Source organism: Bacillus sp. JJ1521 (assembly GCF_036965165.1).
Taxonomy (GTDB): Bacteria; Bacillota; Bacilli; order Bacillales; family Bacillaceae_L; genus Ferdinandcohnia.
The window spans coordinates 24,089-43,779 of sequence record NZ_JBALOX010000143.1 but is presented as its reverse complement, the minus strand read 5'-3'; the positions used below and the strand labels follow the sequence as shown (position 1 = coordinate 43,779).

Here is a 19,691-nt window from a genome sequence, read left to right as displayed (position 1 = left end):
GTACCATTTTTTAGTTCATTATTTTCTTTGAGTTCAATCATCACTAAAGCAAGGTTTACTAAACCTGCTTTCATATCATTTGTTCCACGTCCGTATAATTTTCCGTCTCTTTCTGTCAATGTGAACGGATCTGAAGTCCACTCGCTTTCATCACCAGGTGAAACGACATCCATATGTCCAGAAACGCCAATGACTGGACTCCCAACTCCTATTTCAGCTACTAAGTTAACACGAGTGTCTGTAACCGGAACAATTTTAGAGTCTATGCCGTATTCAGCAAATAAATCTTTCAAGTAATTCGCCACTTCGATTTCGTTTTCATTAACTGATTTAATTGCGATAATGTCAGATAAAATCTTTATCTTTTCTTCTTCTGTAAAATGTTTCATGCTAAATCCCTCCAAAATTTTATCTGTCTATTCTCAAGGAGAATACAACTGTATTATTACCGAAAAGTCCATTAATAAGTTGGCGGCTGAAATAATTAGAAAACTCCTCCCCACAATGGTTTGGAGTTTTTTGGTTTGCAACGAAACTGATGTAAAAAAATGCAAACTTTGTAGCGGATAGTCTAAATATTTTCTGAATCTAGGATGCTACTATTTAAAATAACAACAACAAAACTATAAATTTTCTTAATGAAAGAGTGAAGTCAAATGTGTGGAATTACTGGATGGATTGATTGGCAACAGGATTTAATTCGGCAGGTAACGACTGTCGAAAAGATGGCGCAAACATTAGCAAAGCGTGGTCCGGATGCTTGCAATGTCTTTAGTGTTCATCATGCTGCACTAGGTCATACAAGGCTTATTGTGGTTGATCCTTCCGGAGGCGAGCAGCCGATGACAAAGAAATCAAAGAACGGGGAAGCTTTTACGATGGTCTATAATGGAGAGCTTTATAATACCGAGGAACTTCGTAAAGAGTTAGTTAGCCGTGGGTATGTCTTTCAATCCCAATCAGATACGGAAGTTCTTCTTACTGCTTACATCGAATGGCGAGAAAATTGTGTAGAGAAATTAAATGGCATTTTTGCCTTCGCGATATGGGAGCACGGACAAGAAAAGCTTTTTATGGCAAGAGACCGGCTAGGGGTGAAACCATTATTTTATAAACATGAAAATAGTAGCCTTTTGTTTGGATCAGAGCTTAAAGCTATATTGGTACACCCGTCACAAAAAGCAGAAATCGATTGCGAAGGTCTCCAAGAAGTATTTGGCTTAGGTCCATCCCGTTCACCAGGTAACGGTGTTTTTAAAGGGATAAACGAATTAAGACCGTCTCATTTTCTTATTTTTGATCGAAATGGGATTAAAGTAAATCGCTATTGGAATGTGGAAAGCCGCAAACATACAGATTCATTAGAAGAAACGGTGGAACAAGTTAGATTTCTTGTAAGGGATGCGATTGAGAGACAGCTGGTTGCAGATGTTCCGGTTTGTACATTATTGTCGGGAGGGCTTGACTCTAGTGCAATAAGTGCGATTGCCTCGAACCATTTTAAGCAGCACGGAAGAGGAGTTCTTCATACGTATTCGATTGATTATGAGCGCAACAGTGAGTTTTTCCAATCAAGCTTATTTCAGTCAGATGAAGACCGACCTTGGATTGAAAAAATGACTCATTATTTGGGTGTCGTTCATCATTCAAAAATCATTACCCATGACCAGCTTGCTAACCGCTTGGAAGTCGCAGTAAAAGCAAGAGACTTACCCGGGATGGCTGATATCGATTCTTCTCTTCTATGGTTTTCGGAGGAAATCAAACAAGACTTCACGGTGGCGTTGTCTGGAGAATGTGCGGATGAAATTTTTGGCGGGTATCCTTGGTTTTATCGAAAAGAGCTATTACAAGCCGACCATTTTCCATGGATGAAGTCCGAAGCGGAAAGACACCTGCTTCTGTTACCTCAGTGGCAACAAAAACTGAATCTAAGAGACTATGTGCAAGATCAATACAGGGCTACATTACTGGAGGTGCCACGTTTTGAAGGAGAAAGTTCTATAGAGGGACGACGTAGGGAATTGTTCTATTTAAATATGGTTTGGTTCATGGCCACCCTGCTAGAGCGAAAGGACCGTATGAGTATGGCGGCAGGATTGGAAGTCCGCGTGCCATTTGCCGATCATCGATTAATTGAATATGTGTGGAATATTCCGTGGGAGATGAAAATGCTTGAAGGAAGGGAAAAGGGAATTTTAAGAAAGGCATTAGAGGGTGTGTTACCTCATTCCGTCTTGTACCGCAAGAAAAATCCTTATCCGAAAACCCACAATCCAGAATATACGAAACTAGTAAAGGACATGTTAACGAACATCATTGAACGCAAGAGTTCCCCAATTCTTGAATTGGTTTCGAAACAACAGGTTAAGGAAATCATTGAATCCGATGGAACTTCCTCTAAGGCTCCTTGGTTTGGACAGCTCATGACAGGGCCACAGCTTATCGCGCATTTGGTTCAACTTAATATGTGGCTAGAACTCTATCACGTGAACATTATTGATTGAATAGGAGAGATACCAATGACTCTAACAGACTATACACAACAACTATTTGCAGATCGAATCGGAGGACCGACGTTCGGACTTCAAGAAGAGATTTTTAAATTTGAAAAAATAAAGAGGGCCAAAAAAGCTGCATTAAAAGAAAATCCTCATATCAAATTAATTGATTTGGGGGTTGGTGAACCAGATGCGATGGCCGACTCAGCTATTGTTGAAATCTTGTCGCGGGAGGCTACTAAACCAGAAAACAGATTTTATTCCGATAATGGAATTTTTGAATTTAAGGAAGCTGCTGCACGCTACATGGATGAAGTATTTGGGGTGAGCGGACTCGATCCTGATACAGAAATCAACCACGTAATTGGATCAAAATCAGCACTCGCGATGCTACCAACAGCCTTTATAAATCCAAGCGACATCACACTAATGCCAACTCCAAGCTATCCAGTTCTAGCAACCTTCACGAAATATTATGGGGGTGAAATCGTGCAGCTGCCCTTATTAGAGGAGAATGGATTTTTACCACAGTTTACCGANNATCTTGAAAAGAGCAAAATTGCTTTATTTAAACTATCCAAATAACCCAACAGGTGCGCAGGCAACGAGGGAATTTTTTGAAGAAGTAGTAGCATTTGCAAAGGAACATAATCTTATCGTTGTTCATGATGCCGCCTATGGCGCTTTAGTGTTTGACGGCATCGCCCCACTTAGCTTCTTATCTGTTCCAGGTGCGAAGGAAGTGGGTGTTGAGTTACACTCCTTATCGAAATCCTTCAATATGACGGGATGGCGAATCGGTTTTATCGCCGGACACCCTAGTCTAGTCAAGGCGTTTGCAATGATAAAGGATAACAGTGATTCTGGCCAATTTATTCCCATACAAAAAGCAGCGACCTACGCGTTATCCCATCCTGAAATCACTATAAAAACAGCTGAAAAATACTCGCGCCGCCATGAAATGCTTGTCCGAGTTCTTTGTGACTGTGGATTTAAGGTGGAAAAACCAAAGGGTTCCTTTTTCCTATACACTGAAATACCAATTGGAGTGGAAGGAGGTCCAACCTTCAAGACTGCGGAAGAGTTTGGTGAGTACCTAATCCGTGAGCACTATATTTCGAGTGTGCCATGGGATGACGTAGGCAACTATGTTAGGTTTTCCGTAACCTTTGAGGCTGATAGTGAAAAGGAAGAACAGCGGGTCATGGATGAAATTCACACGCGTTTAAAGAGAATTAGATTTATTTTTAAAGGAAGGTGAGAACGTGTTATTTACGAAAATGCATGGCTTGGGCAATAATTATATCTTTTTTAATCTACTAGAGTGTCCATTAGAGGAACAGAAGCTTTCAGCGCTCGCTAAAGCTGTTTCAGATGTGAACTTCGGGATTGGCTCTGATGGGATGATCCTGATCTTGCCTTCAGAGATTGCAGACTTTCGGATGAGAATTTTTAATGCGGACGGTTCAGAAGGAAAAAACTGTGGGAATGGGCTGCGTTGTGTAGGAAAATTCCTTGTGGATCATTTACTTGTTGAAAAAAATACGTTCTCGATTGAAACACTTGGTGGGATCGTCGATGTGACTGTTCAAACAGGTACCAATCATGTTGCAGTTGATATGGGGGAGCCCAAATTGCGTAAGGAACTGATCCCGATGAAAGGAGAGTCACATTCAACTACGATTAATCAACCGTTTACGATTGACGGGAAAGAATATCATCTAACATGCGTATCAATGGGAAATCCACACGCAATCATCTTTGTAGATGATGTAAAAGCCTTTCCTCTTGAGAAAGTAGGACCGCTTATCGAGCACTCAGAGCTTTTTCCTGAAAGGGTGAATGTCGGAATCGTCCATGTAAAAGATGGTGGGGAAATTGATTATAGAGTGTGGGAGAGAGGATCTGGCATCACCATGGCGTGTGCCACCGGTGCATGTGCTGCTGTTGTAGCTTCAATTTTAAATGGGAAAATTGCAAAACACCGGCCCGTAACCGTTCACCTTCCTGGAGGCGACCTAGAGGTGACCTGGGATATAAACAATCATATCTGGCAAAAAGGAGAGGCAGCATATATTTGTCACGGTGAAATAAACCTCCAGGCAATTTTATATAGATAATTATTAGGAGGAAGTAAAATGGAAAGATTGTATTCGAAGGAAGACATCTTACGATTCGCAAAGGCGGAAAATGTAAGGTATATTCGCTTACAGTTCACAGATTTATTCGGTATTATTAAAAACGTCGAAATACCGATAAGCCAACTATCAAAAGCGCTGGATAATCAAATCATGTTTGACGGTTCTTCAATTGATGATTTTGTCCGCATTGAAGAGTCTGACATGTATTTATACCCTGACATCAATACGTGGCTCATTTTTCCTTGGGATACAAGTAACAGCAAGATTGCACGCCTTATATGTGATGTGTATTCACCAGATGATCATCCGTTCCCTGGTGACCCTCGTGGAATCTTGAAAAAAGTATTGAAAGAAGCAAATGCATTAGGGTATACAGCCATGAATGTCGGACCAGAGCCCGAATTTTTCTTATTCAAAACGGATGAACATGGCAACCCAACTGTGGAACCGAATGATTCTGGAGGTTTTTTTGATTTAGCCCCGGCTGACCTCGGTGAGAACTGCCGACGTGATATTGTGATTGCATTAGAGGAAATGGGATTTGAAATTGAGGCGTCACATCATGAGGTAGCTTCTGGACAGCATGAAATTGATTTCAAGTACTCTAATGCAGTTGATGCCGCTGACCAAATTCAGACCTTCAAGCTCGTGGTAAAAAACATCGCAAGAAAACATGGGCTTCACGCATCCTTTATGCCTAAGCCGCTATTTGGGGTAAATGGTTCAGGAATGCATTGCCACCAGTCGCTCTTCCGTGGAAAGGAAAATGCCTTTTACGATAAAAATGATGAATTAGGTCTAAGTGAAACAGCCAAACAGTATTTAGCAGGTATCCTTAAACATGCTTATAGCTTTGCTGCGATCACGAATCCAACCATTAATTCATACAAACGCTTAGTTCCAGGCTATGAAGCACCAAGCTATATTGCCTGGTCCGCGAAAAACCGGAGCCCACTCGTTCGTGTTCCGGCTAGCAGAGGTTCCAGTACACGGATTGAATTGAGAAATCCAGATCCATCCGCCAATCCTTATCTTGCCTTAGCCGTCATGCTTGCTGCAGGGTTAGATGGCATCAAAAACAAACTCCCATTAAGTGAACCTGTAAATCTAAATATCTATGAAATGAATGAAGAAGAAAAGAAACGGATTGGCATTGTAAGTCTTCCCGAAAATCTAAAAGAAGCTGTTGAAGCATTCGCCAATAATGAACTACTCACTCGTGTGCTAGGTGAACACATAACCAACCATTTTATAAAAGCAAAACAAATAGAGTGGAATCAGTTCCGTACGCAGGTCCATAACTGGGAGCGAGAGCAATATTTGTGATTTAGGGGGCTTTGCCAATAAGAACTGGTGGGAAAACAAGTTGACAACCATAGGGACCGTCCCTATGGTTTTATGCGTTTTTTACGTATAGACCCAAATTAACCACGATGTCAATACAGTACCCCCTAACAGTCAATATCGTTTCCTGTATTCTGGCTCTTGACCAGTTATAATAAAAGAAAGCGATTTCATAAATAAGGGGGTGGTGTAAATGGAGGCGAAGAGAGAAGAGAGTGAAGTACAGTTGAATCGAAGACTAGAACTCGGGACCAAACGAAAGATAAAGTGGAAAAGCGTGTTAACCTTTGCTGCGTTTGTCGGGCCTGCACTCTTGTTTTTTGTGATGATTCAAATTATCCCATTTATGATGGGAATCTATTATTCATTTACATCCTGGAATGGGATTAGCTCAGCGGTAGAATGGATTGGATTTGAGAATTATAAAAAGATTTTTACAAATGATGCGAAGTTTTTCAATTCCTTCTGGTTTACGACAAGATTTATGTTTGCTGCTGTTATCATTAGTAATTTGATAGGATTTGGATTAGCCCTTTTACTAAATGGCGCATTGAAGACGAGGAATATTTTACGAACGGTCTTTTTTATGCCAAATGTGATTGGCGGACTTTTGCTAGGGTTTATCTGGCAGTTCATCTTTGTGAAGGGGTTTGCGTCGGTAGGAAAATATACCGATATTGGGATATTTAAGCTTGCATGGTTAGGTGATGAGGCTACTGCTTTCTGGGGGATTGTGATTGTATTCGCCTGGCAAACGGCTGGTTATATGATGATTATTTATATAGCGGCCTTACAGGGAGTGGATCAATCCTATATAGAGGCTGCTCGAATAGACGGGGCTTCGAATTGGAAGGTCTTAACGAAGATTATTATGCCATTAATTCTTCCGGCGTTTACGATTTGCTTCTTTTTAACAATTTCGATGGCATTTAAGATTTTCGACATTAATATCTCGTTGACAAATGGGGGTCCATTTAACTCAACGGAGTCTGTTGCCATTAATATTTATCGTGAAGCTTTTCAGTATAATAATTTCGGTCTAGGTACAGCTAAAGCAGTCTTGTTCTTTGTAATCGTGGCGATCTTTACAACTGTTCAAGTTGTGATGACGAAGAAAAAGGAGGTTGAGGCATAATGAACCGTAGATATACAAAAAGGACCTTACTATTAGAGATATTCGGAATTGTGCTAGGTCTCATTTTCCTCATCCCATTTTACTTTGTCTTTATTAACTCTGTGAAGGCATTTGCTGAGATATTAATTGATGCTGCAGCATGGCCAAAGGAAATTCTTTTTACGAATTTTGTAAAGGTATGGGACATCATTCATTTTCCGAGAGCGTTTTGGAATTCGTTGATTATTACGGTCTTAAGTAATATTGGGATTGTCGTGATAAGTTCCATGGCCGCATGGAAATTGGTCAGAACGGGTGGCAGGTTTAGTAGTTTCTTATTTATCTTTTTTGTGTCAGCGATGGTAATTCCCTTCCAGTCTGTCATGATCCCGTTGATGAAGTTTGGAGGGATGTTAGGGATTGTGAATAGTATTCCAGGGATTGTGATTATGTATTTTGGGTTTGGTGTACCTTTGTCGTTATTCCTTTTTCACGGATTTGTAAAGACAGTCCCCGTAGAAATTGAAGAATCAGCAAGAATCGATGGTTGTTCGCAGTTTGGTGTTTTTTGGAGAATTGTATTTCCGTTATTAAAACCAATTACAGTGACGGTGATTATTTTAAATACATTATGGATTTGGAATGATTATTTACTGCCACTCCTTGTTTTAACAGATGCAGAGCTACGAACGATTCCGTTAGCAACAAGCTCATTCTTTGCTCAGTATACAAAACAATGGGATATGGGATTAGCCGCACTAGTTCTTGGAATCACACCAATAATCATATTCTTCTTGTTTTTACAAAGGCATATTATTAAGGGAATTGCTGCAGGATCTATTAAATAATGATTATACAATTTTTGTATAATGCAAAAATTTTTATAATAAATATGTAAAGGGGGAACTACGAATGAAACGCATTCTGCTGTTGGTATCAATGTTTTTGGTTATTGGTATCCTTGGTGCTTGTTCGGATAAGGAGAAGACAGGTGGCAAGGGTGATGGAGGAACAAAAGAAGAGACAGTAACTCTAAACATGATGCAGTTCAAGGTTGAAATTGCTGATCAGCTACAAGCGATGATTGATGAGTATGAGAAGGAACATCCAAACATCAAGATTAAGCTTGAAACAGTTGGTGGTGGTGCTGATTATGGTGCTGCATTAAAAGCGAAATTTGCTTCAGGTGATGAGCCAGATATTTTTAACAATGGTGGATTTAAGGAGTTAGAGCTTTGGAAAGAGCGCTTAGCGGATCTTTCAGATGAGCCATGGGTTGAGCATGTGTTACCAATCGGTAAAGTTCCAATGACAGATACGGATGGTAAGCTATATGGGATGCCAGTTAACTTAGAAGGTTATGGATTTGTGTATAACAAGGATTTATTTGAAAAAGCTGGAGTTAAAGAATCTCCAAAAACATTCTCAGAGCTAAAAGAAGCTGCAGAGAAGCTTGAAGCAGCGGGGATTACTCCATTCTCAGCTGGTTATGGAGAATGGTGGGTAATTGGTCAGCATTTACTGAATATCCCATTTGCACAACAAGATGATCCTGTGAAATTTATTGAAGGACTTTATGCAGGAACTGAAAAAATTGTTGGTAATCAACATTTTAAAGATTTTCAGAATGTCCTAGATTTAGAGTTAAAATATGCAAATGATAATCCACTTACGACGGATTATAATACCCAGGTCACCTTATTCGCATCTGGTGAAACAGCGATGCTACAGCAAGGAAACTGGACAGAAAACATGATTTATGAAATTAATCCTGAAATCAACATGGGCTTCTTACCGATTGCGATGACGGATGATGAGGCGACAGCAAATCGTCTACCAGTAGGGGTTCCAAATAACTGGGTACTTAATAAAAATTCGAAGCATCTGCAAGAAGCAAAGGATTTCTTAAATTGGATGGTGTCTTCAGAAACTGGTAAGCGATTTATTACAGAAGAATTCGCATTTATCCCGGCATTCGATAACATCGAACCGACAGGATTAGGTGATCTTGGTCTTTCGATTCTGGAATATTCGAAGGAGGACAAAACCGTTCCTTGGACGTGGTTTAGATGGCCAGATGGAGCAAATATGGAGAAAGCAGCAGCTATCCAAGAATATGCAGCAGGAAAAATTGATTACAATCAATTATTAGCTCGTTTCCAAGAGACATGGGATAACCTGAAGTAATTAAGTATCAGTGGAAATTCCCTTCTTTTTAGAAAGCATATCTATACCAGATATGCTTTCTATTTTATACTATTATTGTATATATTTAGGAGGGGAGGCCCTTTGTTTAAAAAGAGTATTCGAAATAGGCTGATTGTGTTATTGCTCCTAACCACAATTGTGCCATTTGGGACGTCCATTGCGATTACATATTTCCATATTAAAGAATCTTTAAAGGATCAAGTCGTTCAAGAGAATAGGAGTCTCTTATATCAAGGGAAGGAAAATCTTGCGAGCTATATTCGAGAGCTTAATGGATTATCGCTCTCCCTCTATAATAATCCTGATATTGTGAGTTATTTAAGGTCTCCTCAAAAAGAAAATCATTATCCGACCTTGGATACTCTGAAGGATGTTTTGCAAACGATTTTATATGCGGAAGAAAATATTGAACGAGTCTATATTACGTTTTCAAATGATGACCGAATTATCTCCATTTCAAAGCAATCAGCGGTCGTTTTTGCAAATAAGGTAGAGAACGGGAACGAAGAGGTCTTAGAAAAGGCTAAAAATAGTCCAGGTAATATGTATATTGAGCCTATACACATCCAAAATAATTTGGACAACATTGTGAATGTCAAACGACCGAAAACAGTTTTATCGATTCATCGTTCTTTTATCAATTCACCGTCTGATCACGTTCTAGCTTATGTGACATTGGAAATTACACCAGATAAAATCTTTGAATTAAGTGAAAATCTTTACAACGAAGAAAATGAGGAATTTTATATTGTTTCAGCTGAAGGAGAATTTATCTATCAATCGAATCAAGAGAAAAAGGCCGATCATAAAGCGTGGATTGAAACATTAGTTCATACAAGTGAAGAACAGGGGACGATGGAGTGGAGTGATGATTCATTTCATGGTGTCATGGTCTATAGTAAGCTTCCAGAAATTTCAGGGAACTGGATGTTAGTCAAACGAATTCCATATACCACTCTCTATGAAAGTGTGAATCACGTAGCCATTATTAACATTTTGTTTGGGGTCATTGGATTAATTCTGGTTGTGCTTGCCACATTATTTGTCTCATTTAAAATAACATTACCGATTCGAATCCTCTTACATAATATCCGTCAGGTTGAAGAAGGAAATATGGATGTGAATTTTCAACCATTAGGTGAGGATGAAATTGGGGTATTAGGGAATCGCTTTAAACAAATGATTGAAAAAATCAATCATCACATTAATAAGGAATATAAGCTTGAATTAGAGAACAAGACCAATCAATTACGTGTACTTCAATCACAAATTAACCCACATTTTTTATACAATGCCCTTCAATCCATAGGGACACTTGCACTTAAAAATAATGTTCCACAAATTTATTCGTTAATTACTCAGCTTTCGAAGATTATGAGATACGGAATGAATATGGAGGAAGACATTATTCCGCTGATAAAAGAGGTTAATTATATAAAAGCGTTCCTTCTTTTACAGAAAGAAAGATTTGAAGAACAATTAGAATTCACCATTGATGTTGATGAAAAGGCTCAATTTGTGAAGGTTCCAAAAATGATTCTACAGCCAATCATTGAGAACTATTTCAAGCATGGATTCGATGATCGGACTGAAGTTGGCAATATCGCGCTAACATGTACGATTGAAGATAATGAGTTATTCATTGAAGTAAAAGACAATGGAACGGGTGTATCTGAAGAAAGACTTCAAAAGATCTATTCACATTTTCATAGTGAAACGAGTTTGGGTGAGGGAACCAATATTGGACTCAAGAATGTATATGCTAGATTAAAGCTTTATTATCATGACCAAGCAGCTTTACAACTTCAAAATAATGAGGAAGGTGGTCTTCTCGTTACGATGAGACTTCCGATTGATGTGAAAGGTGCCAATTATGAAAGCAATCATTATAGATGACNNTGGAAACGATTTGGTATTGAAACAATTTTTGAAGCAAAAGATGGGGAAGAGGCGATGCAAATCATTTCGGAGCATCAGCCTGAGATCATTTTTACCGATATGAGAATGCCAAAAACCGATGGAATCAGTCTTTTGAAATGGATAAACAAATCCGGGATTTTGAGTAAAACAATTGTCGTAAGCGGTTACGATGATTTTGAATACATGAGAAATGCTATTTTTTATAAAAGCTTTGATTATATATTAAAGCCGATTGAGCCAGACGTGTTAAATGAAACTTTAGAAAAGGCTGTTAACGAATGGAAGGAGCAAGCCCTTCATCGAGAGCCTTTGGTCACGACCAATAACTATCAAAAAGAGAAAACAGGCATCCATTTGATTGAAGAATTCGTAAGACAAAATTATCAAAATGAAATCAATCTCCAAGAAATAGCTGACCGTTTTTTCTTTAGTAGAGAGTATATTTCAAGGAAGTTCAAGCAAGAGTTTGATGATACGATTACCGATTATGTAATGAAAATTCGGATGGAAAAAGCAAAAGAATTATTGGCAAATCCGCATTTGAAAATATACGAGATTGCTAATCATGTCGGCTATCAGAATGAGAAATACTTTAGCAAACTATTTAAGAAATTAATTGGGGTAAGGCCGAATGAATATCGAAATATGAAAGTAAATGTTAAATGAAATTGGAGGAGAATCGATGCTAAAAGTAACGGTATGGAATGAAAATCGCCACGAGCAGAAGGATCCGCGTGTACAAGAGATATACCCGAAAGGAATTCATGGGGCAATTGCAGGTTTTTTAAAAGAAGAGTCATTGGAGGTTAAAACAGCAACCCTTGATGAGCCAGAGCACGGTTTAACAGATGACGTTCTTTTACAGACAGATGTTTTAGTGTGGTGGGGACATCTTGCCCATCATGAAGTGAGTGATGCGATTGTTGAGAAGGTGAAGCAAAGGGTTCTAGATGGAATGGGACTCATTGTTCTGCATTCAGGTCACTTTTCAAAAATATTCAAAGTCCTGATGGGAACCTCTTGTGATTTAAAGTGGCGCGAGGCGGATGAAAAAGAAAGGATTTGGATTGTCGACCCAAGTCATCCGATTGTCGAAGGGCTTGGGGAATATATAGAGCTCGAAAAAGAAGAAATGTATGGGGAACATTTTGATATTCCGGCACCTGAGCAGCTGTTAATGGTGAGTTGGTTTGAAGGTGGAGAGGTATTTAGAAGTGGTTGTACGTACCAAAGAGGGAAAGGCAAAATTTTTTATTTCCGTCCAGGCCATGAAACATACCCAACGTACCATCATAAAGACATTCAACGAGTGATTCGCAATGCAGTCAAATGGGCAAAGCCTACTGAGCTGCCAAAGCCGATTTATGGGAATGCGAAACCACTTGAGGAAATAAAGGCAAGTAGATAAAAGTCATACATAAGGGAGGAAATGGGATGAGTAAGGTGAAAATTGCTGTGATTGGTTGCGGGAGTATCGCCCAGCACCGTCACCTGCCAGAATATGCAATGAATGAAAATGTTGAAATTGTAGCCGTGTGCGATATTGTTGAGGAGCGTGTCCATAAGGTCGCAAGTGAGTATGACGTTATAGCCTATACAAACTATGAAGAACTTCTTGCAAATCCTGGGGTAGAAGCAGTAAGTGTTTGTACCCCAAACTATTTGCATGCCCCAGTTTCGATTGCAGCATTAGAAGCCGGAAAGCATGTGCTTTGTGAAAAACCAATGGCTACTTCTAAGCAAGAAGCGATGAATATGATAGAAGCGGCGAAGAAATCGAACAAGAAGCTGATGATTGGGCATAATCAGCGATTCGTAGCCTCCCATCAAAAGGCAAGACAGTTGATTGAAGAGGGTGTACTAGGAAAAATCTATAGCTTCCGAACAACCTTTGGACATGGTGGTCCGGAAGGGTGGAGTGTGGACGGAAAGGAAAGCTGGTTTTTTAAGAAGAATGAGGCCTTTATTGGGGCAATGGGTGATCTTGGTGTCCATAAAACAGACTTGTTGCGTTTTTTGTTGGGCGAAGAGTTTGTAGAGGTCGGGTCGTTTATTGAAACAAGTGCAAAGGAAAATGCGGATGTAGATGATACAGCAGTGTGTATTTTACGAACAGAATCAGGCATCATCGGAACATTAGCTGCGAGTTGGTCTTATGTTTCAAAGGAGGATAATTCAACGATTTTTTACGGGGAAAAGGCGATTTTACGGATAGAGGATGATCCTGTTGCTAACGTCATTATTCAATATAAAAATGGTGAGGTTGTGAAGTTTGAATTAGGTGGAATTCAAACTAATGAAGACGGTGGGCAAACAAATTCTCATGTTATTTCACATTTTATCCAATCCATTGTTACCGACACCATTCCACCTGTAACAGGGGAAGAAGGAATGAAATCGCTACAGGTAATCTTGTCAGCACTTGAATCAAAAGAGACGAAGAAAATAATTTCGATCGATTGAGGTGGAAAACGTGAGTAAGCTGAGAATTGGTATAATAGGAGCTGGTGGAATCGCACAAGCAAGACATATTCCTGCATTTCAACAATTATCTGAGCATGTCACGATTGAAGCCATATGTGATGTAAGTGAAGAGAAAGCAAAGACTGTTGCAGAAAAATTCCAGATTTCAAAGGTCTATACAAACTATCAGGAAATGTTTGCTGAAGTTGATGCTGTCGTTGTTTGTACCCCGAATAAGTATCATGCAGAGATTTCAATTGCTGCACTTAAGGCAGGTGTTCATGTTTTATGTGAAAAACCAATGGCCATGTCGGCAGAAGAAGGTAAGAAGATGGTTGATGCAGCTAAAAGTTCCGGAAAAGTGTTGGCGATCGCCTATCATTATCGCTTTCTAAAAGACTCACAGGCTGCGAAAAGGTTAGTATTAGAAAATGAAATTGGTGACCCAATCGTTGCAAGGGTAAAAGCATTAAGAAGACGTAAGGTTCCAGGCTGGGGCGTCTTTACCAACAAGGACCTGCAAGGTGGAGGAACTCTGATCGATTGGGGTTGTCATTTCTTAGATCTATCTTTATGGTTACTAGGAAATCCAGAGCCTGTAGAGATAATGGGTACAGCCTATAACCGCCTCAGTAAAATTTCGAACCAAGTCAATCAGTGGGGAAGCTTTGATTCGGAATCCTTCGATGTGGATGATCATGTAACAGCCTTTATTAAATTCCAAAACGGCGCTTCAATGCTTTTTGAAACATCATGGTCGGCAAATATTCCGAAGGATGAGGAAGGAGTTAGCATTTCGGGGCTTAAGGGTGGAATCGATCTATTTCCCCTTCAACTGAATCAAGCGAAGCATGGAATGCTATTAAATACAGTTGCGGACTGGGTACCTGGGGAGGAATCTCCAGATATTCCACAAGCGAAAAACTTTGTTGATAGCTGTATAGGATTAGATGAACTTATCGTGAAACCAGAGCAAGCTTTACAAGTATCGAAAATCATCGATGCGATTTATAAAAGTAGTGAAACAGGGGAAAGCATTAAATTGCCGTATGAAATTTAAGTCAGTCTTGCTTGAAGAAGTTTCAGGCTATATGTGGTGAGTTTGATTAAATAATAACCTTTAAACGCAGTAACTTTAAAACACCTGCAAATGAGGCTACCCCACATATTGAAGGTGTTTTTTTGGTGTATGACACTTGTCGATATATACGATTCTGGTTATAGTAAAAAGTAGTAAAGATGAGGTCTTTTATAATCAGATAGTAAGGAGTAAATCATGACAATTATCGATAAATTAAATCTAACAAAGTATACAAATATGGCCATTATTAATCAACCGAGTGATTATGGTGTATTTGTTAATTACAAAACATCATTAACTGGAGAACATGATGCTATTTTCATTTTTGTTGAAACGATTGATGATATGGTCCAGCATACACAGCGTATTATTAATGAAAATCACTTAATTGAGAAAGGGTATTTATTTTTTGCTTATCCGAAGAAAGGGAATAAGAGATATCCTACTTTTGTTCATAGGGATGAAATCTTTCCAGTTATGAATGTGGGAGAAGATGGTTATGTGCAGGATAGTGATTTGAAGTTTTCTCGGATGGTAAGCATGGATGATGTTTTTACAGTTGTTGGTTTAAAGCGTGAGCAGAAGAAAGCAACAAAATCCTCAGCAGCAAGCCAGTGTGTTGCCGATTATGAGGAAAATGTAGGAGATGTCGAGAAAATCTTATCTGACTATCCAAGTGAACTTGCATTCTTTCAACAGTTAACACCTGGTTATCAAAGAGATTGGGCACGTTATATTTTTTCTGCGAAACAACAAAAAACACGTGAAAAACGTCAGGAACAGATGATTGATATTTTGTCTCAAGGCTATAAAACAGTTGATTTATATCGACAAAAAAAGAAATAAAAATGAAGTCCTCGCAAATATTGATAAATCAATGTTTGCAAGGACTTTTGCCGTTCGTGTTATTTACTTATTTCAACCGAATGTTCCTCATGCTCGTGTAGACCGTTGCTGTTTTCAACATGGATGACAATTGTGTGAGTTCCATCTTGTGTAAATGAATAAGAGGCTTTGTATTCACCTGAAGCAGCTTCTTCTGTATTAACCCAGTCATGCTTTTCTGAACCATCTTTATAAATTTCATATCGAACTCTAGCCTTCGTTAGGGGTTCATTATCAAGCTGTAGGTGTACAGCTAATTCTATTTCCTGATTTGCTTTAATATTCTCTGGTTTCATAAAATGCATACTGAGTCCTTCATTATGCCCATGGTCATGACCTTCTGATTGTTCATGATGTTCTTCTTCATGAGCGGCACTAGCACCATCACCGACTATAATTGATTTTTTTGGCATTGTGTGCATACTCTTAGCGGTTGTGTGTGCATATATTTCATAAACTGCATCATGGTCAAAAGTAACTTCAGCGGTGTAAGAACCATCGCCATTATTCGTCGATTCGACCGTTGTTTTTTCTTCATCATTACCACTTACCCAGTATTCAAAATTCATCTCATCAGCATCGTTTACTTTTTCGTCCCCATATGTAACAACCGCTTTGAGTAGGATTTTCTCACCCACATCGGCTTTTTCAGGTACGATAAAATCAACTCCAAGTGGCTTTAGTTCTTCTACAATTTGTTCTTTCCCTACGTTCTTATCATTGTTACCGCATGCAGCTAATAAGCCGATGATCAATATGAAAAGTAACACTCCTAATTTTCTTTTCAATTTACATTCCTCCGTTTTAAAAGTTATATTCCATTATTGCCTACTATCATGATGTTTAGTGCAACTACCAGAAGGTCCTTGCATTTTCTGACGAATCACTTCCATAGCTTCCTGTAATCCATAGATTTCTCCACCAAAGCCCTTAACAAATTTTTCGGCATGCTCCCGGTTTTCAAACGTGAGCACTTGTGGTTGACAACAACCGACGTTAAGGGTGGTGTCCATAACAAACCAAGTTAAAGGAGCGCTTATCGTAGTACTCATAAAAAAATCATGGCAGATTGCCTGTAACACTTCTTCACCAAGTTGGCGGTGTCGAAGGAGTCCACAGTGAGCACAGCAAGCCGTTTCAATCTTGTCATCAGCTAAGATTAACCGATACGCCATTTTTGAATGGCTTGGTTTGTGACAGTATACACATTGGCTTTGATTTCGTAGCACATGTTTTTCTTTTTCAACAAGTGATATCCCACCAAAGGTTTTTGCGATAAAACCTTCTTCAACTAAAGGCTTAATATCACGATAAATCGTCATTTCAGAGACGTTAAATTGTTCACTTAGCTCACTAATCTTTAATGTCTTTTTTATTTGAATCAACTTACGAATTTGGCTCTGCCTTTCTATTGGCAGCATGTGATCACCTCTTTGTTAAGTTGTGAAATTTTTTGATAAAAAACAACAATCTACAACATTTATTCTATCATCTATCGTTTTAATTGAAATATAGAGAAACTGCAATTGTATGAAAAGATTGTGACAAAATGTGATAAATCACAAACTTTAACATAAAATCTATCAAATCTATGTTCTAAAGGGAATCTAAATTTAATAGAATATAGTAATTTGAGAAGAATGAAAGTGGTGAAAACTCAGTTATGAAAGAAACAAACCATTTAGAGATTAGTGGAATGCATTGTGCCGCGTGTGCGACAAGAATTGAAAAAGTAGTCTCAAAGATAGAAGGAGTAGAGGAAATACATGTGAATTTAGCGACTGAAAAAGGTCGTGTTACATTTACAAAAAAACAAACTAACTTGGATGAAATTATTAATAGAATAAATAAAATTGGCTTTGAGGCGAAAATTGATCGGAAGAATAATCTTCAGTCAGAAATGGACAAGCGTAGAGAAATTACACTTCTCAAGTGGAAGTTTTTTATTTCAGCACTGCTTACCATACCTTTGGCGTGGGCGATGTTTTCCCATTTTAAGTGGGCCTCGTTTGTTAAAGTTCCGGAAATTTTTATCAACCCGTTATTCCAGTTTACGATTACCATTCCAATTCAATTTATAATCGGGTTCCAATTTTACGAGAGGGCTTGGAAATCGTTGAAAAGTGGAAGTGCTAATATGGATGTGTTAGTGGTGTTAAGTACGTCCGCAGCCTTCTTTTATAGTCATTATTTAACTTTCACTCATTTGGGTAGTTTCGGAAAACCACAATCAATGATCTTGTTTTATGAAACAAGTGCATTCATTATTACATTCATCTTGTTGGGAAAATTACTAGAGGCCAAAACGAAAATGAGAACAACAGAGGCCATCAAGAAGCTTTACCAATTGCAAACGAGAACTGCCACATTGTTTTTAGAAGGTACGGAATACCCAACACCAGTTGATCAGATTTCACCAGGGAATGTGGTTGTTGTGAAATCAGGTGAAAAGGTACCAATTGATGGACAAGTTATCGAAGGGAATTCAATGATTGATGAGTCATTGTTAACTGGGGAAAGTATACCAATTGAAAAAGGCATCGGAAATCATGTGTATGCTGGGACGGTTAATCACAATGGAACATTAAAGATAAGAGTAACAAAACAGGAATCTGAAACTACATTGTCTCAAATCATTCGGATTGTAGAGGAAGCTCAAAGCTCTAAAGCACCCATTCAACATATAGCCGATAAAGTGACAGGGGTTTTTGTTCCAATTATTATTTTCATCTCTATCGTTACATTTTTTCTATGGCATATGTGGATTCAACCAGGGGAATTAAGTGAGGCTTTGGAAAAAATGATTGCAGTATTAATAATCGCATGTCCATGTGCGCTTGGATTGGCTACTCCTACTTCAGTAATGGTAGGGAGTGGACGAGCAGCACAAGCAGGTATTCTTTTTAAAGAGGGAAAATACCTTGAGGTACTAGGAAAAAGCAACGTAATTGTATTTGATAAAACGGGAACAATTACTAAAGGTGAGCCCGAAGTAACCGATGTGTTTGTCGAGTATTATAGTAAGCGTGAATTCTTTGAAATAGTAGGTTCGGTTGAAGGCGGTTCAGGGCATCCTGTTGCACAAGCAATTGTGAAAAAAGCGAGGAAAAGGGGTATAAGTTTCACAAATGCAAATCAAGTTGAATCTATTCCAGGTTATGGGGTAGTGGGAACAGTACACGGTAAGAAAGTGTTCATCTCTAATCCAAGTTACTTTCAGAAGAATCGATTATACATACCACGAAGAGTAGAAAGAGAGATTACTAGACTAGAACAAGAAGGAAAGACGGTAATGGTCGTATCGATTCAATCTCGAATTGAAGGGATTATTGCTGTTGCTGATGAAGTAAAACAATCGTCAAAAGCAGCGGTTACTCGTTTGAAACAGCTAGGGATGGAAGTCGTCATGCTAACAGGTGACAATAAGGAAACGGCGATGATGATTGCGAAAAAGACGGGAATTGAAAACGTTCATGCCACGATTACACCACAGAAAAGGGCAGAAATTATCCAAAGTCTGCAGAAACAAGGAAACCAAGTTGTGATGGTTGGGGACGGGATTAATGACGCGCCAGCCTTAACTGTCGCTGACGTCGGAATTGCAATGGGGACAGGCTCTGATATTGCCATTGATTCTGGGGATATTACGGTTATAAAAGGTGATCTAAAAAAGATTGTGGATGCAATTAAGATCAGTAAAGCTACGTTGACCAATATTAGGCAAAATTTTGTTTGGGCATTTCTTTATAATATCATCTGCATCCCATTTGCGATGTTTGGCTTACTTGCTCCATGGTTGGCAGGTGCGGTTATGGCATTTAGTTCTGTATCAGTCGTCCTTAACTCTCTTAGATTACAAAAAGCTAGAATCTAGTCTATTAAAGGGCTAATTATGGTGCCATTCCTCAATTAGGTAAATTATTACCGTATTGGGGAATGGCACCTTTATAATTGTAAGAAAGATTTCATTTACCGCTAAGCACCCGACTAGTTTATAATAAAAAGAGTTAAAAGTGGATTAGATTCCTATGAAT

General features: G+C 38.8%; 16 protein-coding genes and 1 pseudogene. 14 read left to right on the top strand and 3 right to left on the bottom strand.

The genetic code is table 11. The annotated features are described in order from the left end of the window. Positions 1 to 389: M20/M25/M40 family metallo-hydrolase (locus tag V7147_RS18605; protein ID WP_335369327.1), on the bottom strand; the 389-nt coding region annotated here is incomplete at its 3' end. Between the two features lie 267 nt (positions 390 to 656). Between V7147_RS18605 and asnB the strand changes: the two genes are divergently transcribed. The 13 genes and pseudogenes from asnB (at position 657) to V7147_RS18540 (ending at position 15,618) form a co-directional block, all read left to right on the top strand. Further along, positions 657 to 2,507, top strand: coding sequence for an asparagine synthase (glutamine-hydrolyzing) (gene asnB, locus V7147_RS18600; protein WP_335369326.1), 1,851 nt, complete (start codon positions 657 to 659; stop codon positions 2,505 to 2,507). A 15-nt stretch (positions 2,508 to 2,522) separates the two neighbouring features. Beyond that, positions 2,523 to 3,762 (top strand): annotated as a pseudogene (locus tag V7147_RS18595) (LL-diaminopimelate aminotransferase). Between the two features lie 4 nt (positions 3,763 to 3,766). Continuing rightward, positions 3,767 to 4,621 (top strand): diaminopimelate epimerase, encoded by an 855-nt coding sequence (gene dapF, locus V7147_RS18590; protein ID WP_335369325.1) that lies wholly within the window; start codon positions 3,767 to 3,769, stop codon positions 4,619 to 4,621. 18 nt (positions 4,622 to 4,639) lie between these two features. Further along, on the top strand, positions 4,640 to 5,968 hold the full coding sequence (gene glnA / locus V7147_RS18585) for a type I glutamate--ammonia ligase (RefSeq protein ID WP_335369324.1): 1,329 nt from the start codon (positions 4,640 to 4,642) through the stop codon (positions 5,966 to 5,968). Positions 5,969 to 6,179: 211 nt separating this feature from the next. Then, complete coding sequence (locus tag V7147_RS18580; RefSeq protein ID WP_335369323.1) at positions 6,180 to 7,121, top strand: carbohydrate ABC transporter permease; 942 nt, start codon at positions 6,180 to 6,182, stop codon at positions 7,119 to 7,121. Continuing rightward, complete coding sequence (locus V7147_RS18575) at positions 7,121 to 7,948, top strand: carbohydrate ABC transporter permease (RefSeq protein ID WP_335369322.1); 828 nt, start codon at positions 7,121 to 7,123, stop codon at positions 7,946 to 7,948. The genes V7147_RS18580 and V7147_RS18575 overlap by 1 nt, the downstream gene beginning before the upstream one ends. Positions 7,949 to 8,012: 64 nt before the next feature. Continuing rightward, positions 8,013 to 9,287: an ABC transporter substrate-binding protein gene (locus tag V7147_RS18570; protein ID WP_335369321.1), complete on the top strand. Its 1,275-nt coding sequence runs from the start codon at positions 8,013 to 8,015 to the stop codon at positions 9,285 to 9,287. 102 nt (positions 9,288 to 9,389) lie between these two features. Beyond that, the gene (locus V7147_RS18565; protein ID WP_335369320.1) at positions 9,390 to 11,204 is read left to right on the top strand and encodes a sensor histidine kinase; all 1,815 of its coding nucleotides are present in this window, start codon (positions 9,390 to 9,392) and stop codon (positions 11,202 to 11,204) included. A 57-nt stretch (positions 11,205 to 11,261) separates the two neighbouring features. After that, on the top strand, positions 11,262 to 11,894 hold the full coding sequence (locus tag V7147_RS18560) for a response regulator transcription factor (protein ID WP_438824609.1): 633 nt from the start codon (positions 11,262 to 11,264) through the stop codon (positions 11,892 to 11,894). A 16-nt stretch (positions 11,895 to 11,910) separates the two neighbouring features. Beyond that, on the top strand, positions 11,911 to 12,636 hold the full coding sequence (locus V7147_RS18555; RefSeq protein ID WP_335369319.1) for a ThuA domain-containing protein: 726 nt from the start codon (positions 11,911 to 11,913) through the stop codon (positions 12,634 to 12,636). A gap of 26 nt (positions 12,637 to 12,662) precedes the next feature. After that, a complete protein-coding gene (locus tag V7147_RS18550) occupies positions 12,663 to 13,691 on the top strand; it encodes a Gfo/Idh/MocA family protein (RefSeq protein WP_335369318.1) in 1,029 nt (342 codons plus the stop codon). Between the two features lie 10 nt (positions 13,692 to 13,701). Then, positions 13,702 to 14,751 (top strand): Gfo/Idh/MocA family protein, encoded by a 1,050-nt coding sequence (locus V7147_RS18545; protein ID WP_335369317.1) that lies wholly within the window; start codon positions 13,702 to 13,704, stop codon positions 14,749 to 14,751. A 216-nt stretch (positions 14,752 to 14,967) separates the two neighbouring features. Beyond that, on the top strand, positions 14,968 to 15,618 hold the full coding sequence (locus V7147_RS18540; protein WP_335369316.1) for a YdeI/OmpD-associated family protein: 651 nt from the start codon (positions 14,968 to 14,970) through the stop codon (positions 15,616 to 15,618). Positions 15,619 to 15,677: 59 nt separating this feature from the next. Here the strand turns inward: V7147_RS18540 and V7147_RS18535 are convergent, their stop codons facing one another. Together V7147_RS18535 and V7147_RS18530 are read right to left on the bottom strand one after the other, a co-directional pair. Then, positions 15,678 to 16,445: a FixH family protein gene (locus tag V7147_RS18535; protein ID WP_335369315.1), complete on the bottom strand. Its 768-nt coding sequence runs from the start codon at positions 16,443 to 16,445 to the stop codon at positions 15,678 to 15,680. 33 nt (positions 16,446 to 16,478) lie between these two features. Next, entirely contained in the window at positions 16,479 to 17,078 is a 600-nt protein-coding gene (locus tag V7147_RS18530; protein WP_335369314.1) for a DeoR family transcriptional regulator, read from the bottom strand. Between the two features lie 242 nt (positions 17,079 to 17,320). Between V7147_RS18530 and V7147_RS18525 the strand changes: the two genes are divergently transcribed. Then, on the top strand, positions 17,321 to 19,531 hold the full coding sequence (locus V7147_RS18525) for a heavy metal translocating P-type ATPase (RefSeq protein ID WP_335369313.1): 2,211 nt from the start codon (positions 17,321 to 17,323) through the stop codon (positions 19,529 to 19,531). Positions 19,532 to 19,691 lie beyond the last annotated feature (160 nt).

Coding starts and splice junctions, on each gene's coding strand:
- asnB (WP_335369326.1), top strand. CDS start 657: ATGTGTGGAATTACTGGATGGATTGATTGGCAACAGGATTTAATTCGG.
- glnA (WP_335369324.1), top strand. CDS start 4,640: ATGGAAAGATTGTATTCGAAGGAAGACATCTTACGATTCGCAAAGGCG.
- V7147_RS18580 (WP_335369323.1), top strand. CDS start 6,180: ATGGAGGCGAAGAGAGAAGAGAGTGAAGTACAGTTGAATCGAAGACTA.
- V7147_RS18575 (WP_335369322.1), top strand. CDS start 7,121: ATGAACCGTAGATATACAAAAAGGACCTTACTATTAGAGATATTCGGA.
- V7147_RS18570 (WP_335369321.1), top strand. CDS start 8,013: ATGAAACGCATTCTGCTGTTGGTATCAATGTTTTTGGTTATTGGTATC.
- V7147_RS18560 (WP_438824609.1), top strand. CDS start 11,262: ATGCAAATCATTTCGGAGCATCAGCCTGAGATCATTTTTACCGATATG.
- V7147_RS18555 (WP_335369319.1), top strand. CDS start 11,911: ATGCTAAAAGTAACGGTATGGAATGAAAATCGCCACGAGCAGAAGGAT.
- V7147_RS18550 (WP_335369318.1), top strand. CDS start 12,663: ATGAGTAAGGTGAAAATTGCTGTGATTGGTTGCGGGAGTATCGCCCAG.
- V7147_RS18540 (WP_335369316.1), top strand. CDS start 14,968: ATGACAATTATCGATAAATTAAATCTAACAAAGTATACAAATATGGCC.
- V7147_RS18530 (WP_335369314.1), bottom strand. CDS start 17,078: ATGCTGCCAATAGAAAGGCAGAGCCAAATTCGTAAGTTGATTCAAATA.
- V7147_RS18525 (WP_335369313.1), top strand. CDS start 17,321: ATGAAAGAAACAAACCATTTAGAGATTAGTGGAATGCATTGTGCCGCG.